Origin of the sequence: Streptomyces sp. ISL-87, from assembly GCF_018614095.1 — a bacterium.
Classification (GTDB): domain Bacteria; phylum Actinomycetota; class Actinomycetes; order Streptomycetales; family Streptomycetaceae; genus Streptomyces.
In genome coordinates, this window is record NZ_JAGGOY010000022.1 from 49,345 (window position 1) to 68,856 (window position 19,512).

Sequence of the window (19,512 nt, forward strand, 5' to 3'; positions counted from 1 at the left end):
GGTTCAGACTCCGGCGGTGGCGGTGGCGTCGGACAGGTCGGCGGGTGAGGCCAAGTGGCCCAGTACCGCGGTGGCGGCGGCCACCTGCGGGGAGACCAGGTGGGTGCGTCCGCCCTTGCCCTGCCGGCCCTCGAAGTTGCGGTTGGAGGTGGACGCGGAGCGCTCACCGGGCGCCAGTTGGTCGGGGTTCATGCCCAGGCACATCGAGCAGCCCGCGTGCCGCCATTCGGCGCCGGCCTCCTTGAAGACCTTGTCCAGGCCCTCTTCCACGGCCTGGAGGGCCACGCGGACCGAGCCCGGGACGACCAGCATCCGTACGCCGTCGGCGACTTTGCGGCCCTCGATGATGCCGGCGACGGCGCGCAGGTCCTCGATACGGCCGTTGGTGCACGAACCTACGAAGACCGTGTCGACCTTGATGTCGCGCAGCGGCTGCCCGGCCGTCAACCCCATGTATTCCAGGGCCTTTTCGGCGGCGAAGCGCTCCGAAGCGTCCTCGTACGAAGCCGGGTCGGGGACGTTGGCCGACAGCGGCACGCCCTGACCTGGGTTGGTGCCCCAGGTGACGAACGGGGACAGCGAGGCGCCGTCGATGACGACCTCGGCGTCGAAGACCGCGTCGTCGTCGGTGCGCAGCGTCTTCCAGTACGCGACCGCCGCGTCCCAGTCCTCGCCCCGGGGGGCGTGGTCGCGGCCCTCCAGGTAGTCGAAGGTGGTCTGGTCGGGGGCGATCATGCCCGCGCGGGCGCCGGCCTCGATCGACATGTTGCAGATGGTCATGCGGGCTTCCATCGACAGCTTCTCGATGGCCCCGCCGCGGTATTCCAGGATGTAGCCCTGGCCGCCCCCGGTGCCGATCTTGGCGATGATCGCCAGGATCAGGTCCTTGGCGGTGACACCCTCGGCCAGCTCGCCGGTGACCGTGATCGCCATGGTCTTGGGGCGGGCCAGCGGCAGCGTCTGGGTGGCCAGCACGTGCTCGACCTGGCTGGTGCCGATGCCGAAGGCCAGCGCGCCGAATGCGCCGTGCGTGGAGGTGTGCGAGTCACCGCAGACCACGGTGGTGCCCGGCTGGGTCAGGCCCAGCTGCGGTCCCACCACGTGGACGACACCCTGCTCGACGTCGCCCAGCGAGTGCAGGCGTACGCCGAACTCGGCGCAGTTCTTGCGCAGCGTCTCCAGCTGGGCCCGGGAGACCGGGTCCGCGATCGGCTTGTCGATGTCGATGGTGGGGGTGTTGTGGTCCTCGGTCGCGATGGTGAGGTCCAGGCGACGGACCTTGCGGCCGGCCTGCCGCAGGCCCTCGAAGGCCTGGGGGCTGGTCACCTCGTGCAGCAGGTGCAGATCGATGAAGAGGAGGTCGGGCTCGCCCTCGGCGCGCCGGACGACATGGTCGTCCCAGACCTTCTCCGCGAGTGTCCTACCCATCGCTTTCCCTCCGGCCGGCCGGTTGTGCCGGCGCTTATTAGAGATCTTGTGCGCCGTACCGCCCGTACCCCACGTCCCGGACGACGGCTCGGACCCAGTGGTTCGTGGACCCGCACATACAGACTCGCTGGTTCTTGGAAAAATTGAACTTGCGTTTCACACTGTGAGACGCGAATATCGTTTCATGGACAACTCTAGCGGCGTCGGCGTTCTCGACAAGGCAGCTCTGGTATTGAGCGCACTGGAGTCCGGTCCGGCCACCCTCGCCGGGCTGGTCGCGGCGACAGGGCTCGCACGACCCACGGCACATCGCCTTGCCGTGGCACTGGAACACCACCGGATGGTGGCGAGGGACATGCAGGGCCGGTTCATCCTCGGTCCGCGGCTGGCAGAGCTTGCCGCCGCGGCCGGCGAGGACCGCCTGCTGGCCACGGCCGGACCGGTGCTCACGCACCTCCGTGACGTGACGGGCGAGAGCGCGCAGCTCTACCGGCGTCAGGGCGACATGCGCATCTGCGTGGCGGCCGCCGAGCGGCTGTCGGGCCTGCGGGACACCGTCCCGGTGGGCTCCACGCTCCCGATGAAGGCCGGCTCGGCGGCGCAGATCCTGATGGCCTGGGAGGAGCCCGAGCGGCTCCACCGCGGCTTGCAGGGCGCGCGCTTCACGGCGACGGCCCTGTCGGGCGTACGCCGGCGCGGCTGGGCGCAGTCGATCGGCGAGCGGGAGCCCGGCGTGGCCTCCGTCTCGGCGCCGGTGCGCGGGCCGTCGAACCGGGTGGTGGCCTCCGTATCGGTCTCCGGCCCGATCGAGCGCCTGACCCGGCACCCGGGGCGGATGCACGCCCAGGCCGTCATCGACGCGGCCGCCCGTCTGACGGAGGCACTGCGCCGCTCCGGCGGCTGACCTGCACAGCTTTCCACTCACACACCCCCCGGGCCCGGGGGCGCGTACGACGCCGCACACGTCCTAACACGCGCCTCCGGGCCCGCACTTACTTCTCCGCCCGGCCGTCGCGGATGACCGGGCGAGCTGAACGGGCAAAGCTGAACGGGCAAAGCGAAGAGGCCTTCCGCGATGATCGCGAAAGGCCTCTTCTGTGCGTACCCCCGACCGGATTCGAACCGGCGCTACCGCCTTGAGAGGGCGGCGTGCTAGGCCGCTACACAACGGGGGCTAGCTGTTACTGCGGTACTACGCTGGGCTACCAGGACTCGAACCTAGAATAAGGGAACCAGAAACCCTCGTGTTGCCAATTACACTATAGCCCAAAGGTCTAGACCAGCTAGACACAGTACCCCCGACCGGATTCGAACCGGCGCTACCGCCTTGAGAGGGCGGCGTGCTAGGCCGCTACACAACGGGGGCCCTAGCGATCCTGCATCAAGACGTCCGGGAGCTACCCAAATGGAGATCTTGCGGGAAGGATCTGTACCCCCGACCGGATTCGAACCGGCGCTACCGCCTTGAGAGGGCGGCGTGCTAGGCCGCTACACAACGGGGGCAAAGCACTGCGTTACTTCTGCACTGCGCTGGGCTACCAGGACTCGAACCTAGAATAAGGGAACCAGAAACCCTCGTGTTGCCAATTACACTATAGCCCACCAAAACGCAAGCCCCTGGGGGACTTTGTTTGGTTAGCGCCCCCGTGTCCGGCCTTTCGGCCCGCTCCGGCGGCGCAGAAAGAACATTACCGGATGCCTGACCGTGCTCCAAAACGGGTATCTGCTGCCAGCAGCCCCGGGAGCTGGTCAAGACCCGCGATCCGGTGTACTCCGGCCGGAGCCGGCCCGCCCCCTCCGTCCCGGTCGAGCCAGACCGCCGTGAGCCCGGCGTCCCGGGACCCGCGCGCGTCGATCTCCGGCTGGTCCCCCACGTACGCCACCTCGCCCGGGGGCAGCCCGAGCGCCTCGCACGCGGCGAGGAAGGCGGCGGCCTGGGGCTTGCTGACCCCCAGCTCGGCGGCGCAGACCAGCACCTCGAAGCGCTCGCGCAGCCCGAGGTGGCGCAGCTTGGGGTCCTGGTTGGCGACGGAGGAGTTGGACAGCACGCCGTGCCGGAACCCGGCCGCGAGGGCGTCCAGTACGGGCACCACGTCGGGGAACACGGCCCAGGCGGCCTGGTAGCACACGACGTACCGGCCGAACCAGTCGTCGGCCTCGGCGTCGCTCAGCCCGGGCGCCTCCAGGAAGTCCCGCACCCGGTCCCGTCGCTGGCCCTGGAAGGTGACCTCGCCGGCGCTGAAGCGCGCCCAGTTCCGGTCGGTGAACCGGCGCCACAGCGCGAGCGCCTCGACGGCGGTCCCGTACCGCTCCGCCAGCCCCTCGTCCGCGAGATGCCGCGCGAGCCCGGCCCGGTCGGCCCCGGTGTAGTCGAACAGGGTGTCGTCGATGTCCCACAGCACTGCGCGGATCGGCATACGCCGAGACTACGACACCTGCGGGCGGCGCCTCCAGGGTTTGCCGATCTCGACGTACGGATGCCGGTGAAAACCCCGCAGGGGGCGGCAACCGGGACATCGGCTGCCGCCCCCTGCGGGACGTGACGGTGGTGCTTACGCGGCGAGCTTCGCCAGGGCCGCGTCGATGCGGGCCAGGGAGCGCTCCTTGCCCAGGATCTGGAGGGACTCGAAGAGCGGCAGGCCGATCGTGCGTCCGGTGACGGCCACGCGGACCGGGGCCTGGGCCTTGCCGAGCTTGAGGCCGTGGGCCTCGCCGGCGGTCAGGACGGCCTGCTTGAGGGACTCCGGGTCGTTCCAGTCCGCGGCCGAGAGGTTCTCCCGCGCCGTCGTCAGGAGAGCCGCGGGCTCGCCCTTCATCGCCTTGTCCCACGAAGCCTGGTCCTCGACGGGCTCCTTGCGGAACAGGAAGTCGACGTTGGCCGTGATGTCCGACAGCACGGTCACGCGGGTCTGGGCGTACGGCGCGATGGCCGCCCAGGCTTCGGCGTCGAAGTCCTCGGGCTCCCAGTTGGCGTGCGGGGCCCGCAGCCACGGGGTGCAGGCGTCCGCGAAGGCCTTCGGGTCCAGCAGGCGGATGTGGTCGGCGTTGATCGACTCGGCCTTCTTGATGTCGAAGCGCGCCGGGTTGGCGTTCACGTCCGGGATGTCGAACTTCGCCACCATCTCCTCGATCGAGAAGATGTCCTGTTCGTGGGAGAAGGACCAGCCGAGGAGGGAGAGGTAGTTCAGCAGGCCCTCGGGCAGGAAGCCGCGCTCGCGGTACAGGTTGAGCGAGGACTCCGGGTCGCGCTTGGAGAGCTTCTTGTTGCCCTCGCCCATGACGTACGGCAGGTGGCCGAACTCCGGGACGCCCGTGGCGATGCCGAGCTCCATCAGCGCCTTGTACAGCGCGATCTGGCGCGGGGTGGAGGACAGCAGGTCCTCGCCGCGCAGCACGTGCGTGATCTGCATCAGCGCGTCGTCGACCGGGTTGACCAGCGTGTAGAGCGGCGCGCCGTTGGCCCGCAGGATGCCGAAGTCCGGCACGTTCTCCGGGGTGAAGGTCAGCTCGCCGCGCACCAGGTCGGTGAAGGTGATCGGCTCTTCGGGCATCCGGAAGCGGACGATCGAGGAGCGGTGCTCGCCTTGGAAGGCCTCCAGCTGCACCTGGGTCAGCTCGCGACAGTGGCCGTCGTAGCCGGAGGGCTTGCCGGCGGCGCGGGCGGCGGCGCGGCGCGCGTCCAGCTCCTCGGTGGTGCAGTAGCAGTCGTACGCGTATCCGCCGTCACGGAGCCGCTGGGCGACGTCGGCGTAGATGTCCATGCGCTCGGACTGGCGGTACGGGGCGTGCGGGCCGCCCACCTCGGGGCCCTCGTCCCAGGTGAAACCGAGCCAGCGCAGCGAGTCGAGCAGCTGGTTGTACGACTCCTCGGAGTCGCGGGCCGCGTCGGTGTCCTCGATGCGGAAGACGAACGTACCGCCGTGGTGGCGGGCGAACGCCCAGTTGAAGAGGGCGGTCCGGACCAGGCCCACGTGGGGGTTGCCGGTCGGGGAGGGACAGAAACGTACGCGGACGTTCGCGTTAGCCACGCTTGATCACCTTGTTGGTGAGAGTGCCGATGCCTTCGATGGTGACGGCGACCTCGTCGCCGACGTTGAGGGGGCCGACTCCGGCCGGGGTCCCCGTGAGGATGACGTCGCCCGGGAGGAGCGTCATGGCCTCGGTGATGTGGACGATCAGGTCCTCGATGGAGCGGACCATGTCACTGGTGCGGCCGAGCTGGCGCTGTTCGCCGTTGACGGTGCACTGGATGGTCAGGTCGCTCGGGTCGAGGTCGGTTTCGATCCAGGGGCCGAGGGGGCAGGCGCTGTCGAAGCCCTTGGCGCGGGCCCACTGCTTCTCGCGCTGCTGGACGTCGCGCGCGGTGACGTCGTTGGCGCAGGTGTAGCCGAGGATGACGTCCTTGACGCGCTCGCGCGGGACCTCGCGGCACATGCGGCCGATGACCACGGCGAGCTCCGCCTCGTGGTGGAGGTCCTGGGAGAAGGAGGGGTACGTGATCGGGTCGCCCGGGCCGACCACCGAGGTGGAGGGCTTGAAGAAGGTGATGGGCGCCTCGGGGACCTCGTTGCCCAGCTCCGCCGCGTGCTCCGCGTAGTTGCGGCCGATGGCCACGATCTTGTTCGGGAGCACGGGCGGCAGCAGCCGGACCTTGCTCAGCGGGACCTTCGTGCCGGAGAGCTCGAAGTCCGCGAACGGGATGCCCTTGATGATGTCGAGGACGAGCTCACCTTCGGCGCCGGGGGCAGTGCTGCCCTCGACCGCGCCGAACGCGACATTGCCGTCGATCGAGAACCTGGCGATGCGCACGTGTTGCGTCTGCCCCTCTGTATTTCCGCTGGCTGGAGTCTGCGGACTCCAGGCTAACGCGGTGAGGGGCGGCGCTTCGCGTTCGTTTACTGCGCGGCGGCGGCGACCGGCGCGTCCATCAGGACGGTGCGGCGCGGGTTCGCGGTCTGGGCCGGCAGCTCGACGGTGTGCTCCGGGACCTCCACCGCCTGCAGCTCCTCGGCGTCCTTGAGGTGCGCGAGGGTGGTGCGGCGCGGGTTGGCTATGTTGCGGAACATCATCGTCGTCTTCATGGGAGTGCGGGGCCCTCGGCTCGGTCGTGGAGTGTCGGTTGTCGGTTGCGCCAACCCTGTAAAAGGCAAGGCTAAACATCTGAATCCCCGGCTGAACCGGGAAGTAATGGCCACGGCCGTGTGAGTTTGCTCACCCGTGACCCGGCATTCCTGGCATAAAGGACAGTCAATTCCACGTCAAGAAACGGACATTGCGCCACTGAATGCGCCATTCCGCTCCTGATCATCTCGACTGGGACACCTTGACAGTGGCGCTGTTTGGGCGGTGTAAGTCCGGTTTACCCCGAAAGGGCTTCCACATCGCGTAGCCCCTCCGTTACAAGCGGTCACCAACTCTCCGGGCCGACACGCGCACCTTGTTGGAGATCCGCCACTGTGCTGGAATTCGCGGGACCGCCGCGGGAATCAGCCGGCGCGCAGGTGGCGCGACTCAGCGCCGAGCGCGGCGGCAAGGAGAGGGAAACGCGCCGGTCACCGACGACCACCATGGGGCCGTTAGTGCCCCACGACTCGACACCGTCCCACCGGTCGCCCGGCGGGACGCCTGGTCCAGAGGTTGCGACGCTAGTGCAGGGACGATTCAAGAGGGATGGCAGCGCTGCGGCGGAGCAGGAGCCGCGCGGCGGGACCGACCGTGGCTCCTCGCCCCAGCACGCCCAGAACCGCGGGCCGGCTGTCGAAGGAGCGAGCCCCGATGCCTCCGCCACGGTGAAGGCGAAGGGTCGCGGCAGGTCCGTCAAGGCCAAGGGCAAGGGCAAGGACCAGTCGGCTGAGCTGGACGTGGCGATACCGAAGGCCCCCAGTGGGCCCGGTTCCCGTCTCCACATGCAGAACTGGCGCATCAGCACGCGACTGGTGTCGCTGCTGACCCTGCCCGTCGTCGCGGCCACCACGCTCGGTGGCTTCCGTATCAACGACTCGCTCAACGACATCGGGCAGCTGGAGCACATGCAGCTGCTGACGACGATGACCCGGCAGGCCACCAACCTGGCCGCCATGCTCCAGGAGGAGCGGGACAAGTCGGCGGGTCCGCTGTCGGTCCCCGAGGCGGCGGGCAGGCCCAACAGCCTCGTCGACGGTGTTCGCGAGCAGACCGACGCCGCCGCCAAGGCCTTCGCCGCCGCGACCGACAAGGTCGACAGCGCGGAGGACAAGGACGAGACCCTCAAGTCGATCCGCAACAACATCCTGCAGATCGGCCGCCAGCTCACCGGCATCGAGGACATCCGCAAGAAGGCGTACCAGAACGGCGCCCAGCAGACCGTCACCGAGTACAACGCGCTGATCGTCTCGCTGCTCTCGCTCTCGCAGGACATGGCCCAGGCCACCTCCAGCCCTGAGATGATCAAGCGTACCCGTGCTCTGGCGGCCTTCTCCTCCGCCAAGGAGTACGCCTCCATCCAGCGCGCGATCATCGCCGCCTCGCTCCCCGAGAGCGGCGACAAGACCGGCAAGCTGGAAGAGAACGACCGCCTCTACGCCCTCTCCGCCCTCCGCGGCGAGAGCCAGGCGAAGAAGACCTTCGAACTCGTCTACCAGGGCAAGCCCGAGGAACTCCTCGCGGCGCTCGGCGACGGCAACCAGGAGATCGGCACCGCCGACCACTACGCCCGCCGTGTCCTGAGCACCCAGGGGCAGTTCGGCAAGGAGAAGAACCGGTCCTGGATGGACTGGTACGACGCCGACGACACCAAGCTCCAGGCCATGAAGGTCATTGAGCTCACCCTGCTCGAGGACATGGAGCAGAAGGCCCGAGAGCTCAAGAGCGAGTCGCAGCAGGACGCCATCATCAACGGTGCCCTGATCCTCCTCGTGCTCGGCGTCTCCCTCGTCGGCGCCTTCGTCATGGCCCGCTCGATGATCCGCTCGCTGCGCCGCCTCCAGGACACCGCGACCCGCGTCGCCCAGGACCGTCTGCCCGAACTCGTCAAGCAGCTCTCCGAGTCCGACCCGCAGGACGTGGACACGTCCGTGGAGTCGGTCGGTGTGCACACCCGCGACGAGATCGGCCAGGTGGCCGCGGCCTTCGACGACGTGCACCGCGAGGCCGTCCGCCTCGCCGCCGAGCAGGCCCTCCTCCGGGGCAACGTCAACGCGATGTTCACCAACCTCTCGCGCCGCTCGCAGGGTCTTATCCAGCGTCAGCTCTCGCTCATCTCCGAGCTGGAGTCGCGCGAGGCCGACCCGGACCAGCTGTCCTCGCTCTTCAAGCTCGACCACCTCGCGACCCGTATGCGCCGTAACGGCGAAAACCTCCTCGTCCTCGCGGGCGAGGAGCCGGGCCGCCGGTGGACCCGCCCCGTCCCGCTCGTCGACGTGCTCCGCGCCGCCGCGTCCGAGGTGGAGCAGTACGAGCGCATCGAGCTCGCGTCGGTGCCGGGCACCGAAGTCGCCGGCCGCGTCGTCAACGACCTCGTGCACCTCCTCGCCGAGCTGCTGGAGAACGCCACCTCATTCTCCTCCCCGCAGACCAAGGTCAAGGTCACCGGTCACGCGCTGCCCGACGGCCGTGTGCTCGTCGAGATCCACGACACCGGTATCGGCCTCTCCCCCGAGGACCTCGCCGCGATCAACGAGCGGCTCGCGTCGCCGCCGACCGTGGACGTCTCCGTCTCCCGCCGCATGGGCCTCTTCGTGGTCGGCCGCCTGTCCCTGCGACACGGCATCCGCATCCAGCTGCGCCCCTCCGACTCGGGCGGTACGACGGCCCTCGTCATGCTGCCGGTGGATGTCGCCCAGGGCGGCAAGAAGCCGGGTCCGATGCCGGGCCAGGGCGGACAGGGTGCCGTCGGCGGTCCGGGGGCTTCCGGTCCGCAGGACGGCCAGCGGCCTTCCGCCGCGCAGGGTTCGGTCGCCGGCGCGGGTGCGCGTCCCGGCGTGGGCGCGGCCCCGCAGCGCGGCCAGGTCTCCGGCGGCGGCCAGCGTGCCGCACTGCCCGGGCGTGACGGCGCGAACGGCCAGCAGCGTCCGCAGGGCCCGCAGGGCGGCCGGCCGCAGCAGCCGGGCGGTCCCGGTGCCCGCCCGCAGGGTGCGTCTTCCGCTCCCACGGGCCAGGGTCAGGGCCAGGGTGCCTTCGGCGCCGGTACGTCCCCGCTGCCGGGCCGCGGTCCGGCCGGTGGCCCGCAGGCCCGTCCGGTGCCCGCTCCCGCGGCGCCTTCGGCGTCCGGTCCCTCCGGGTTCCCCCAGGGCAACGGCTTCGAGCGCCCGCAGCAGCCTCACCAGATGAACCAGCAGCCGTCCGCCCCCGCCGCCCCGGCTCAGCGCGGCTCCCGGCCGCAGCTGCCGCCGCGCGGTGGCGCCGCGCGTCCGGAGCTCCCGGGCGCGGGTGCCCCGTCGGCCGGGATCCCGCAGAGCGCCAGCTGGGGCGCCGGCCAGGGCGGCCATGAGGTTCCGCGCGGCCACGACGAGCTCTCGGGCCCCGGCTCGACGGCCGAGTTCGCCCGCCCGGACTTCAACGCCCCCCTGCCGCCGGCGAACAACGACGGCAGCACGACCGGCCAGTTCGAGCGTCCCGACGTACGCGGCCCCCTGAGCCCGTCCGGCACCGGGCAGTTCGAGCGCCCGGAGCTGCGCGGCCCCGCGAATCCGGCGTCGACCGGCCAGTTCGCCCGACCGGACTACCAGGCCCCCCGGCCCGGCGGCCCCGGTGTCGGCGGATTCGGCCAGCAGCCGCAGGCTCCGCAGCCCCAGGCTCAGCAGCCCGGCGGTAACTACGCCCCCGCGCGGCCCGAGACGCCGCAGCTGCCCCAGGCCCACCAGCCCGAGGCGCTGCCGCCGGCCCAGAGCTCGGGCGACTTCCGCAGCCCGATCTTCGACACGCTGGAGTCGAACTGGTTCCGCCAGGAGGGCGAACAGCCCCCCGCGTCGGCACCGGCCGCACCCCAGCAGCCGCAGCAGGCTCAGCAGGCGGCCCCCACGGCCCCGGCTGCGCCGCAGCGCGCACAGCAGCCCCTGCCGCAGCGCGGCCAGGAGCTCGCGGCCGAGCCCGCCCAGGCGACGACCGGCAGCACGCCGACCGTCAGCTGGCGCTCCTCGCCGAACGACGAGCTGATGCGGCAGGCCGAACGCGTGCGCCAGCCCGCCGCCGGCGGCATCACCACCTCGGGGCTGCCCCGCCGGGTACCGCGGGCGAACCTCGTGGCCGGCACCGCGCAGCAGCAGGCCGAGGCCCAGGCCGGTCCGCAGGTCTCGCGTGCCCCGGACGAAGTCCGCGGCCGTCTGACCAACCTCCGACGCGGTATCCAGCAGGGACGCCAGGCCAGCACCAGCGGTCCGGCCACCGGCAGTTACCACATCGACCCCACTTACCAGCAGGAGCGATAGTTGAGTTCGATGAGCCAGGCGGCACAGAACCTGAACTGGTTGATCACCAACTTCGTGGACAACACCCCAGGGGTGTCCCACACGGTGGTGGTCTCGGCCGACGGCCTCCTTCTGGCGATGTCGGAGGGCTTCCCGCGCGACCGCGCCGATCAGCTGGCGGCCGTGGCCTCCGGTCTGACCTCGCTGACCGCCGGAGCCTCCCGCATCTTCGAGGGCGGCCCCGTCAACCAGACCGTCGTGGAGATGGACCGTGGGTTCCTCTTCCTGATGTCCGTATCCGACGGATCCTCGCTGGCCGTACTCGCGCACCCCGAGTGCGACATCGGCCTCGTGGGCTACGAGATGGCCCTCCTCGTGGACCGCGCCGGCAGCGTCCTCACCCCGGACCTGCGCGCGGAGCTGCAGGGAAGCCTGCTCATCTGACCTTGCAAAGCTCCCGGCCGGACGGTACTTCCGGCCGGGAGACCGGGGCACCCGCCCCGGAACCCAGTACCGCCGCCAGGCCGTCATACCCGTCCCCCCACCGGCCGCCCTGTCAGACGGCACGCTGACCACTGCTGTCCAGCCCGGAGGATCAATGACCCCGCCCCCCGCCTATTCCGATTCGTACGGCGACTCGTCGTACTCGGAAGGCGACCAGCCGCTGGTGCGTCCGTACGCGATGACCGGCGGCCGGACCCGGCCGCGCTACCAGCTCGCCATAGAGGCGCTGGTCAGCACCACGGCCGATCCGATGCACCTGTCCGGCCTCCTCCCGGAGCACCAGCGGATCTGCACCCTGTGCCGTGAGGTGAAGTCGGTCGCGGAGGTCTCCGCACTGCTGTCGATGCCGCTCGGTGTCGCCCGGATCCTCGTCGCCGACCTGGCGGAGGCCGGAATGGTGGCCATCCACCAACCGGGCAATGGAGAGACCGGCGGCACGCCGGATGTAACGCTGCTCGAGAGGGTTCTCAGTGGACTTCGCAAGATCTGACGGTGGGGCGGCTCCTCGCTCCACCACCTCCGCGAAGATCGTGGTGGCGGGCGGCTTCGGCGTGGGCAAGACCACGTTCGTCGGCGCGGTCTCCGAGATCGACCCGCTGCGTACCGAGGCCGTGATGACGTCCGCCAGCGCGGGCATCGACGACCTGACCCACACCGGTGACAAGACGACCACCACGGTCGCCATGGACTTCGGCCGCATCACCCTGGACCAGGACCTGATCCTGTACCTCTTCGGTACGCCGGGCCAGGACCGCTTCTGGTTCATGTGGGACGACCTGGTCCGCGGCGCCATCGGCGCGATCGTGCTGGTCGACACGCGCCGCCTCGCCGACTGCTTCCCCGCCGTCGACTACTTCGAGAACAGCGGGCTGCCGTTCGTCGTGGCACTCAACGGTTTCGAGGGGTACCAGCCGTACACCCCCGAAGAGGTCCGCGAGGCGCTTCAGATCGGTCCGGACGCACCCATCATCACCACCGACGCCCGCCACCGGGCGGACGCCAAGAGCGCGTTGATCACGCTCGTAGAGCATGCCCTGATGGCGCGGCTGAAGTAACAGGTGTTCCGCGAAGGCTCCGTGAAAGCTCCGTGAAGGCGCCGAAAGCTCTGTGAAGGAGCCAAAGGGCGGGCTGTGTCATAGAACACGGCCCGCCCTGCTCGTTCATAACGTTTCGACAGAGAATTCACGCGAGTTGGACACAGGGCGCGTTCGCCCGGTGTCCCTGCGCGCACAACTACCCCCATATTTGCCGCAGCTCGCTCTTTATGTCCGGTTTATGTGAGGCGTAGGTCTCCAGGAGGGGCCTTTTCCAACTGTTTGGAACAGGGCCGTCAACCGTGCTGGAATTCAACGAACTAGCTAGTAGCACCGCCGAGAGGTTGTTGGTCGAGTGAGGCGAAGCAACACGAGCCCCGCGGATGAACCCGCGCGTGGCAACTTCACCCCGCCGCAGCGCGCGGGGGTGTCACCCTTCGACGTACCCGTGGACCCGCCCACGAGCGGCGGCAGCACCAGCAAGTTCGCGCCCCGCAACTGGCGTGTGCCGACCAAGCTGAACGCCATCCTGCTCGTGCCCGTCCTCGTCGGACTGGTCATGGGCAGCTTCCAGGTCAAGGGCTCCGTCGACACCTGGAACGAGGCCAAGGACGCCGAGAAGACGGCTCGCATCGTCCAGGCCGCGGCCGAGTACGGCCAGGCTCTCCTCAACGAGCGCGACCTGTCCGCCGCGCCGCTCCTCAAGGGCGACCGCACCAACGACGCCGTCACGAAGGCGTACGCCGCCACCGACGCGGCCAAGGCGAAGTTCGCCCAGGCCGTGAAGGACGTGCCCGACGGTCAGGGCATGGAGCGCCGCCTTGAGCTCTTCCGCCAGGAAGAGCCCAAGCTGGAGCAGGTCCGCAAGACCGCCTACGCGGTGCCGGAATCGGCGAAGAAGAACCTCCCCACCACGGCCGGCCCCATCCCGACCGAAGAGGGCTATGTGCTGGTCCAGCACTACCTCATGCAGTTCTCCAACGAACTGGGTCTCGGCACCGGCAATGTGACCAGCTACGGCCGCATGGTCTACGCGGTCGAGCTGGCCAAGGCCGCGAACTCGCTCCAGCGCTCCGTCGGCACCCACCTGCTGGTCCGGCCGAACGAGAACGAAGACGTCCGCAAGGCACAGCTGGTCGCCTTCTCCTCGTACGCCTACCTCGAAGAGATAGCCATCGGTGAGTACGTCGCCGCCGGCACCGAGGACGACGTGACCCGCCTCAAGGAGGTCATGGGCGCGAAGTCGAAGGAGGGTGCAGCCAAGCTCGCTGCCGCCAAGCAGCAGGCAGAGCAGGCCGGTACCACCTTCAAGGCCCCGCCCGTGGTCAACGGCTCCGCGCTCACCGGTATGACCGAGGCGATAGCCAGCGGCGAGAAGAACACCAAGCTGGCCCAGAACGGCACTACGGCTCCGGCCTGGCAGGCCGCCGCCACCGCCAAGTTCGACGGTTACGCCCAGATCGAGAAGGAACTCCTCGACAAGGCCGTACTGGACTCCGTCGCGGTCTCCGACGACGCCCGCAACGACGCCTTCATCACCGGCGCCATCGTGGTCGTGGCCCTGCTCGCCGCCTTCATCATGGCCGGCATGATGGCCCGCCAGATGGGCCGCTCGATGCGCCGGCTGCGCAGCGCCGCCTTCGACATCGCCGAGCAGCGCCTGCCGATGCTCGTCGACCAGCTCTCCCGTACGGACCCGGGCAAGGTCGACACCCGTGTCGCCCCGATCCCGATCGACTCCCAGGACGAGATCGGCGAGGTCGCCCGCGCGTTCGACCAGGTGCACCGCGAAGCCGTCCGTCTCGCCGCCGAGCAGGCGCTCCTGCGAGGGAACGTCAACGCGATCTTCACGAACCTCTCCATGCGCAACCAGTCGCTGATCGAGGGTCAGCTGACCCTCATCACCGACCTGGAGAACAACGAGGCCGACCCGGACCAGCTGGAGAACCTCTTCCGCCTGGACCACCTGGCCACCCGTATGCGCCGCAACGGCGAGAACCTCCTCATCCTCGCGGGTGAGGAGCCGGGCCGCCGCTGGGACCAGCCGGTGCCCCTCGTCGACGTCCTGCGCGCCGCCTCCTCCGAGGTGGAGCAGTACGAGCGCATCGAGCTCTCGGGCGTCTCCGAGGCCGAGATCCACGGCCAGGCCGTGACCGACCTCGTGCACCTGCTCGCCGAGCTCCTGGAGAACGCCACCACGTTCTCCTCCCCGCAGACCAAGGTCCGCGTCAACGCCACGCGTCTGCCCGACGGCCGCGTGATGGTCGAGATCCACGACAAGGGCATCGGCCTCACCGCCGAGGACTTCGCGGACATCAACCACAAGCTGGCCAACCCGCCGACCGTGGACGCCGCGATCTCGCAGCGCATGGGTCTGTTCGTGGTCGGCCGGCTGGCGGACCGCCACAGCATCCGCGTCCAGCTGCGCCCCTCGGGCGAGGCGGCCGGCACCACCTCGCTGGTCATGCTCCCCGACGCCATCACCCACGGTGGCGGTGGAGAGGGTGGCCCTGGGCTAGATTCTGACGACTTCACCGTCTCCCAGATCATTCCGCAGCAGCAGGCCCAGCAGGCCGCCCCGCTGCGCACGGCCGCCGAGCTCGGCTTCGACGACTCGCGCTACGACCAGCAGGGCGCCGACGGCGCCGGGCTCGACCCGGTCGGCCGGTCCCTGAGTCACCAGGAGCGCCGGGCCGCGCTGGCGGCCCAGGTGGGCTACCCGCAGGAGCAGCAGGAGTATTCCGGGCAGGAGTATCCGGAATCTCAGCCCGAGCACGGGTACCAGCCGTACCAGGGGTACGAGCAGCAGCCGGAGCAGGGCTACGACACGGCGTACGAGTCCCAGCAGGCCCAGCAGGGCTACGAGGCGTACCCGCAGCAGGGCTACGAGTATCCGGAAGCCTCCTACCAGGACGGACAGCCGGACAGCCAGGGCTACGACGGCGGCTACGATTCTCAGTCCCACCAGGCCGAGTGGCCCGAGCAGAAGACGTATCCGGCTGCCTACCAGCAGGACTACGGGACCGAATCGGAATCCGCGGCCGCTCCCGAACCGGCTGCGGAACGCGTAGGCTTCGACCGTCCGGGCGCCGCTGCCGACACCGGTCACGCGGTGACCGGAGCGGGCCTGCCGCGCCGCGGCAGCCAGCAGCAGTGGCAGCCGGCACAGCAGGAAGCGGAGTCCTCCGGATCCCTCTTCGAGCAGCGGCCGCAGCGTCAGCAGCAGCCCGCTGAGACGAAGCAGGCTCCGGAGGGTACGGAAGGCAGCGCGGCCTGGCGTTCGACGAACGACGAGCGCTGGCAGCAGGCCGGCAAACTCCGTGAGCCGAAGGCGGGCGGGGTAACACCCTCCGGCCTCCCTCGGCGTGTGCCCAAGGCCAACCTGGTCGAGGGCGCTGCGGAGACGACCCCGCAGGGCGGCCCCCAGGTCTCCCGCGCCCCGGAGGACGTCCGTGGCAGGTTGAGCAACCTGCGACGCGGTGTCCAGCAGGGACGTACCGCGGGTTCTGAGCAGTCAAGTAACAGCTATGACCAGGAGCGTTAGTGTGAGCCCGATGAGCCAGGCGGCACAGAACCTGAACTGGTTGATCACCAACTTCGTGGACAACACCCCAGGGGTGTCCCACACGGTGGTGGTCTCCGCCGACGGCCTTCTTCTGGCGATGTCAGACGGATTCCCGCGCGACCGCGCCGATCAGCTGGCGGCCGTGGCCTCCGGTCTGACCTCGCTGACCGCCGGAGCCTCCCGCATCTTCGAGGGCGGCCCCGTCAACCAGACCGTCGTGGAGATGGACCGTGGGTTCCTCTTCCTGATGTCCGTATCCGACGGATCCTCGCTGGCCGTACTCGCGCACCCCGAGTGCGACATCGGCCTCGTGGGCTACGAGATGGCCCTTCTTGTGGACCGAGCGGGCAGCGTCCTCACCCCGGACTTGCGTGCGGAGCTGCAGGGAAGTCTTCTCAACTAGCAGACAGACAGTGCGTTTCGCGTCATCGCACCATAGGGTGCGGTGGCGCGGTTCCACAGGGAGTACTGCGTTCTTGGAGTCGGAGGAGGAAACGTGACAACACCCGGAGGACATCCTTATGGCGGCGCGCAGCAGCCGCAGGGTGGACACGACCAGAACCGATTCAACTTCCCTTCCGCGCCCAGCCGGCCGGTGCCGGAGCAGCACAACCCGTACCAGCAGCAACCGTACGGCCAGCCCCAGCAGCCCCAGCAGCCTCAGCCGCCGCACCGGCAGGCGCAGCCCCCGCGGGCTTCGCAGCCGCAGGCTCCCAAGGCGCACAACCCGCTGGTGCGTCCGTACGCGATGACCGGCGGCCGTACCCGGCCGCGCTACCAGCTCGCCATCGAGGCGCTGGTCAGTACCACGGCCGATCCCGCGCGCCTGCAAGGGCAGTTGCCCGAGCACCAGCGCATCTGCCGTCTGTGCCAGGAGATCAAATCCGTCGCGGAGATCTCGGCACTTCTCTCCATTCCTCTTGGTGTCGCCCGAATCCTCGTCGCCGACTTGGCGGAGGCGGGCCTTGTCGCCATTCACCAGCCCGGCGGCGACGAGTCTGCCGGCGGCCAGCCAGATGTGACACTGCTCGAAAGGGTGCTCAGTGGACTTCGCAAGCTCTAACGGCGGAGCGGCTCGCTCCACCACCTCCGCGAAGATCGTGGTGGCGGGCGGCTTCGGCGTGGGCAAGACCACGTTCGTCGGCGCGGTCTCCGAGATCAACCCGCTGCGCACCGAAGCCGTCATGACCAGTGCCTCGGCCGGTATCGACGACCTCACCCACACCGGTGACAAGACGACGACCACGGTCGCCATGGACTTCGGCCGCATCACCCTGGACCAGGACCTGATCCTGTACCTCTTCGGTACGCCGGGCCAGGACCGCTTCTGGTTCATGTGGGACGACCTGGTCCGCGGCGCCATCGGCGCCGTCGTGCTGGTCGACACGCGCCGGCTGGCCGACTGCTTCCCGGCCGTCGACTACTTCGAGAACAGCGGCCTGCCGTTCGTCATCGCCCTCAACGGCTTTGACGGACACCAGCCTTACACCCCGGAGGAAGTCCGCGAGGCGCTGCAGATCGGCCCGGACGCCCCCATCATCACCACCGACGCCCGCCACCGCGCGGACGCCAAGAGCGCGCTCATCACCCTGGTTGAGCACGCCCTGATGGCCCGCCTGCGGTAGTCGCCGGACAGTTCGCGAGAGGCCCCCACACGCTTCGGAGCGTGTGGGGGCCTCTCGCATGTCCTCCCGTGTCCCCAGGGGCACGAGAACCGTCGCCCCATGCGAAAGGCCCCGCACCTTCAGGGTGCGGGGCCTTTCGGAGCGGGGTGTCAGCCCTGCCAGCTGTGCGGGGCGCGGAAGCCCGGGGTGCGCTCCAGGCGGCGCCAGCCGGCCTGGGTGCCGATGCGGTGCACGGTGGCGGTCGCCGGGGCGGCGGCGGCGCGGGCGAGCAGGATCGCGGTGATCGCGGCCAGCTCCTCGGGCTCGGCGTGGCCCTTCTCGACCTTCAGCAGGGTGTCGGCGGTGATGCTCATGAGTGGCAGGTCTCCTTCGCTGCTACTGCGGCGGGTTGCCGTGCTTGCGGGACGGCAGGTCGGCGTGCTTGTTGCGGAGCATCGAGAGAGCGCTGATCAGGGTGGACCGGGTCTCGGCGGGGTCGATGACGTCGTCGACGAGGCCGCGCTCGGCCGCGTAATACGGGTGCATCAGCTCGGACTTGTACTCCTTGACCATGCGCGCGCGCATGGCCTCGGGGTCTTCGGCGTCCGCGATCTGCTTGCGGAAGATGACGTTGGCCGCGCCCTCGGCGCCCATGACGGCGATCTCGTTGGTCGGCCAGGCGTAGGTGATGTCGGCGCCGATGGACTGGGAGTCCATGACGATGTACGCGCCGCCGTATGCCTTGCGCAGGATCAGCGAGATCCGCGGGACGGTGGCGTTGCAGTACGCGTACAGCAGCTTGGCGCCGTGGCGGATGATGCCGCCGTGCTCCTGGTCGACGCCGGGCAGGAAGCCCGGGACGTCCAGCAGCGTGATGATCGGGATGTTGAACGCGTCGCAGAGCTGCACGAAGCGTGCGGCCTTCTCCGAGGCGTGGATGTCCAGTACACCGGCGAGGTGGCCGGGCTGGTTCGCGACGATGCCGACGACCTGGCCGTCGAGACGGGCCAGGGCGCAGATGATGTTGCGGGCCCAGCGCTCGTGGATCTCCAGGACGTCGCCTTCGTCGACGAGTTCCTCGATGACCTTGAGCATGTCGTACGGACGGTTGCCGTCCGCCGGCACCAGGTCGAGGAGGACGTCCGAGCGGCGGTCGGCCGGGTCGGTCGTCTCGTGGACCGGCGGGTTCTCGCGGTTGTTGGAGGGCAGCATCGAGATGAGGTAGCGCACCTCGGCGATGCAGGTCTCCTCGTCGTCGTACGCGAAGTGCGCGACGCCCGAGGTCTCGGCGTGCACGTCCGCGCCGCCGAGCCCGTTCTGCGAGATCTCCTCGCCGGTCACCGCGCGGACGACGTCCGGGCCGGTGATGAACATCTGCGAGGTGTCCCGGACCATGAACACGAAGTCCGTGAGGGCGGGGCTGTAGGCCGCGCCGCCGGCGCAGGGGCCCAGCATGACCGAGATCTGCGGGATGACGCCCGAGGCCTTGGTGTTGCGCTGGAAGATGCCGCCGTAGCCGGCGAGGGCGGAGACGCCCTCCTGAATACGGGCACCCGCACCGTCGTTGAGCGAGACCAGCGGAGCACCGGCCGCGATGGCCATGTCCATGATCTTGTGGATCTTCGTCGCGTGAGCCTCGCCCAGCGCGCCGCCGAAGATCCGGAAGTCGTGCGCGTAGACGAAGACCGTACGGCCCTCGACCGTGCCCCAACCGGTGATCACACCGTCGGTGTAAGGCTTCTTGGCCTCCAGGCCGAACCCGGTCGCCCGGTGCCGGCGGAGCTGCTCGACCTCGCGGAAGGAACCTTCGTCGAGGAGGAGCGCGATGCGCTCGCGGGCGGTCAGCTTGCCCTTGGCGTGCTGCGCCTCGGTCGCACGGTCGCTGGGGCCGCGCCGGGCCTGCTCGCGCAAGTCCTGCAGCTCGGCCACGCGCCCACGGGCGTCCGTCGGCTCGCTCGAAGTCTGATCCACAACGGTCATGTACTGACCTTACG

General features: G+C 69.5%; 16 protein-coding genes and 5 tRNA genes. 9 read left to right on the plus strand and 12 right to left on the minus strand.

All coding sequences use genetic code 11. The features are described from left to right. Positions 1-3 precede the first annotated feature (3 nt). Positions 4-1,428 (minus strand): 3-isopropylmalate dehydratase large subunit, encoded by a 1,425-nt coding sequence (gene leuC / locus J7I97_RS08200; RefSeq protein WP_214932223.1) that lies wholly within the window; start codon positions 1,426-1,428, stop codon positions 4-6. Positions 1,429-1,612: 184 nt separating this feature from the next. Between leuC and ndgR the strand changes: the two genes are divergently transcribed. Beyond that, positions 1,613-2,332: an IclR family transcriptional regulator gene (gene ndgR, locus J7I97_RS08205; protein ID WP_214932226.1), complete on the plus strand. Its 720-nt coding sequence runs from the start codon at positions 1,613-1,615 to the stop codon at positions 2,330-2,332. Between the two features lie 198 nt (positions 2,333-2,530). Here ndgR and J7I97_RS08210 read toward each other — a convergent pair. The 9 genes from J7I97_RS08210 to J7I97_RS08250 form a co-directional block, all read right to left on the minus strand. Further along, positions 2,531-2,603, minus strand: a tRNA-Glu gene (locus J7I97_RS08210). A gap of 22 nt (positions 2,604-2,625) precedes the next feature. Further along, positions 2,626-2,697 (minus strand) — tRNA-Gln (locus tag J7I97_RS08215). 24 nt (positions 2,698-2,721) lie between these two features. Beyond that, positions 2,722-2,794: transfer RNA gene (locus J7I97_RS08220), tRNA-Glu, on the minus strand. Between the two features lie 64 nt (positions 2,795-2,858). Continuing rightward, positions 2,859-2,931: transfer RNA gene (locus J7I97_RS08225), tRNA-Glu, on the minus strand. Positions 2,932-2,958: 27 nt separating this feature from the next. Then, positions 2,959-3,030: transfer RNA gene (locus tag J7I97_RS08230), tRNA-Gln, on the minus strand. An 86-nt stretch (positions 3,031-3,116) separates the two neighbouring features. Next, positions 3,117-3,845 carry an HAD family hydrolase gene (locus tag J7I97_RS08235; RefSeq protein WP_214932229.1) on the minus strand — a complete coding sequence of 243 codons (729 nt, stop codon included), beginning with the start codon at positions 3,843-3,845 and terminating at the stop codon, positions 3,117-3,119. Between the two features lie 135 nt (positions 3,846-3,980). Next, a complete protein-coding gene (gltX, locus tag J7I97_RS08240; RefSeq protein WP_214932231.1) occupies positions 3,981-5,456 on the minus strand; it encodes a glutamate--tRNA ligase in 1,476 nt (491 codons plus the stop codon). Beyond that, positions 5,449-6,237: a fumarylacetoacetate hydrolase family protein gene (locus tag J7I97_RS08245; protein ID WP_214932234.1), complete on the minus strand. Its 789-nt coding sequence runs from the start codon at positions 6,235-6,237 to the stop codon at positions 5,449-5,451. Before J7I97_RS08245 ends, gltX begins: the two co-directional genes overlap by 8 nt. A gap of 86 nt (positions 6,238-6,323) precedes the next feature. Then, complete coding sequence (locus tag J7I97_RS08250; protein ID WP_214932236.1) at positions 6,324-6,509, minus strand: hypothetical protein; 186 nt, start codon at positions 6,507-6,509, stop codon at positions 6,324-6,326. 567 nt (positions 6,510-7,076) lie between these two features. Here J7I97_RS08250 and J7I97_RS08255 point away from each other — a divergent pair. The 8 genes from J7I97_RS08255 (at position 7,077) to J7I97_RS08290 (ending at position 17,539) form a co-directional block, all read left to right on the plus strand. Then, complete coding sequence (locus J7I97_RS08255) at positions 7,077-10,832, plus strand: nitrate- and nitrite sensing domain-containing protein (protein WP_214932239.1); 3,756 nt, start codon at positions 7,077-7,079, stop codon at positions 10,830-10,832. A gap of 9 nt (positions 10,833-10,841) precedes the next feature. Then, positions 10,842-11,255, plus strand: a complete 414-nt coding sequence (locus J7I97_RS08260; RefSeq protein WP_150207164.1) for a roadblock/LC7 domain-containing protein — start codon at positions 10,842-10,844, stop codon at positions 11,253-11,255. 154 nt (positions 11,256-11,409) lie between these two features. Further along, positions 11,410-11,805, plus strand: coding sequence for a DUF742 domain-containing protein (locus J7I97_RS08265; protein WP_214932242.1), 396 nt, complete (start codon positions 11,410-11,412; stop codon positions 11,803-11,805). Continuing rightward, on the plus strand, positions 11,786-12,370 hold the full coding sequence (locus tag J7I97_RS08270; RefSeq protein ID WP_214932245.1) for an ATP/GTP-binding protein: 585 nt from the start codon (positions 11,786-11,788) through the stop codon (positions 12,368-12,370). Before J7I97_RS08265 ends, J7I97_RS08270 begins: the two co-directional genes overlap by 20 nt. 334 nt (positions 12,371-12,704) lie before the next feature. Beyond that, the gene (locus tag J7I97_RS08275; protein ID WP_214932248.1) at positions 12,705-15,893 is read left to right on the plus strand and encodes a nitrate- and nitrite sensing domain-containing protein; all 3,189 of its coding nucleotides are present in this window, start codon (positions 12,705-12,707) and stop codon (positions 15,891-15,893) included. Between the two features lie 10 nt (positions 15,894-15,903). After that, positions 15,904-16,317, plus strand: coding sequence for a roadblock/LC7 domain-containing protein (locus J7I97_RS08280; protein WP_214932360.1), 414 nt, complete (start codon positions 15,904-15,906; stop codon positions 16,315-16,317). A gap of 93 nt (positions 16,318-16,410) precedes the next feature. Then, positions 16,411-16,977 (plus strand): DUF742 domain-containing protein, encoded by a 567-nt coding sequence (locus tag J7I97_RS08285; protein WP_214932251.1) that lies wholly within the window; start codon positions 16,411-16,413, stop codon positions 16,975-16,977. Beyond that, on the plus strand, positions 16,958-17,539 hold the full coding sequence (locus J7I97_RS08290) for an ATP/GTP-binding protein (RefSeq protein WP_037792108.1): 582 nt from the start codon (positions 16,958-16,960) through the stop codon (positions 17,537-17,539). Before J7I97_RS08285 ends, J7I97_RS08290 begins: the two co-directional genes overlap by 20 nt. A 149-nt stretch (positions 17,540-17,688) precedes the next feature. Here the strand turns inward: J7I97_RS08290 and J7I97_RS08295 are convergent, their stop codons facing one another. Together J7I97_RS08295 and J7I97_RS08300 are read right to left on the minus strand one after the other, a co-directional pair. Beyond that, entirely contained in the window at positions 17,689-17,892 is a 204-nt protein-coding gene (locus tag J7I97_RS08295) for an acyl-CoA carboxylase subunit epsilon (protein ID WP_214932254.1), read from the minus strand. Positions 17,893-17,914: 22 nt separating this feature from the next. Next, positions 17,915-19,498 (minus strand): acyl-CoA carboxylase subunit beta, encoded by a 1,584-nt coding sequence (locus J7I97_RS08300; protein ID WP_214932256.1) that lies wholly within the window; start codon positions 19,496-19,498, stop codon positions 17,915-17,917. Positions 19,499-19,512: the final 14 nt, after the last annotated feature.

Excerpts from the sequence above, each read along its gene's own strand:
- J7I97_RS08295 (WP_214932254.1), bottom strand. The coding sequence starts at position 17,892 with ATGAGCATCACCGCCGACACCCTGCTGAAGGTCGAGAAGGGCCACGCC.
- J7I97_RS08235 (WP_214932229.1), bottom strand. The coding sequence starts at position 3,845 with ATGCCGATCCGCGCAGTGCTGTGGGACATCGACGACACCCTGTTCGAC.
- J7I97_RS08250 (WP_214932236.1), bottom strand. The coding sequence starts at position 6,509 with ATGAAGACGACGATGATGTTCCGCAACATAGCCAACCCGCGCCGCACC.
- ndgR (WP_214932226.1), top strand. The coding sequence starts at position 1,613 with ATGGACAACTCTAGCGGCGTCGGCGTTCTCGACAAGGCAGCTCTGGTA.
- leuC (WP_214932223.1), bottom strand. The coding sequence starts at position 1,428 with ATGGGTAGGACACTCGCGGAGAAGGTCTGGGACGACCATGTCGTCCGG.
- J7I97_RS08265 (WP_214932242.1), top strand. The coding sequence starts at position 11,410 with ATGACCCCGCCCCCCGCCTATTCCGATTCGTACGGCGACTCGTCGTAC.
- J7I97_RS08260 (WP_150207164.1), top strand. The coding sequence starts at position 10,842 with ATGAGCCAGGCGGCACAGAACCTGAACTGGTTGATCACCAACTTCGTG.
- J7I97_RS08280 (WP_214932360.1), top strand. The coding sequence starts at position 15,904 with ATGAGCCAGGCGGCACAGAACCTGAACTGGTTGATCACCAACTTCGTG.
- J7I97_RS08300 (WP_214932256.1), bottom strand. The coding sequence starts at position 19,498 with ATGACCGTTGTGGATCAGACTTCGAGCGAGCCGACGGACGCCCGTGGG.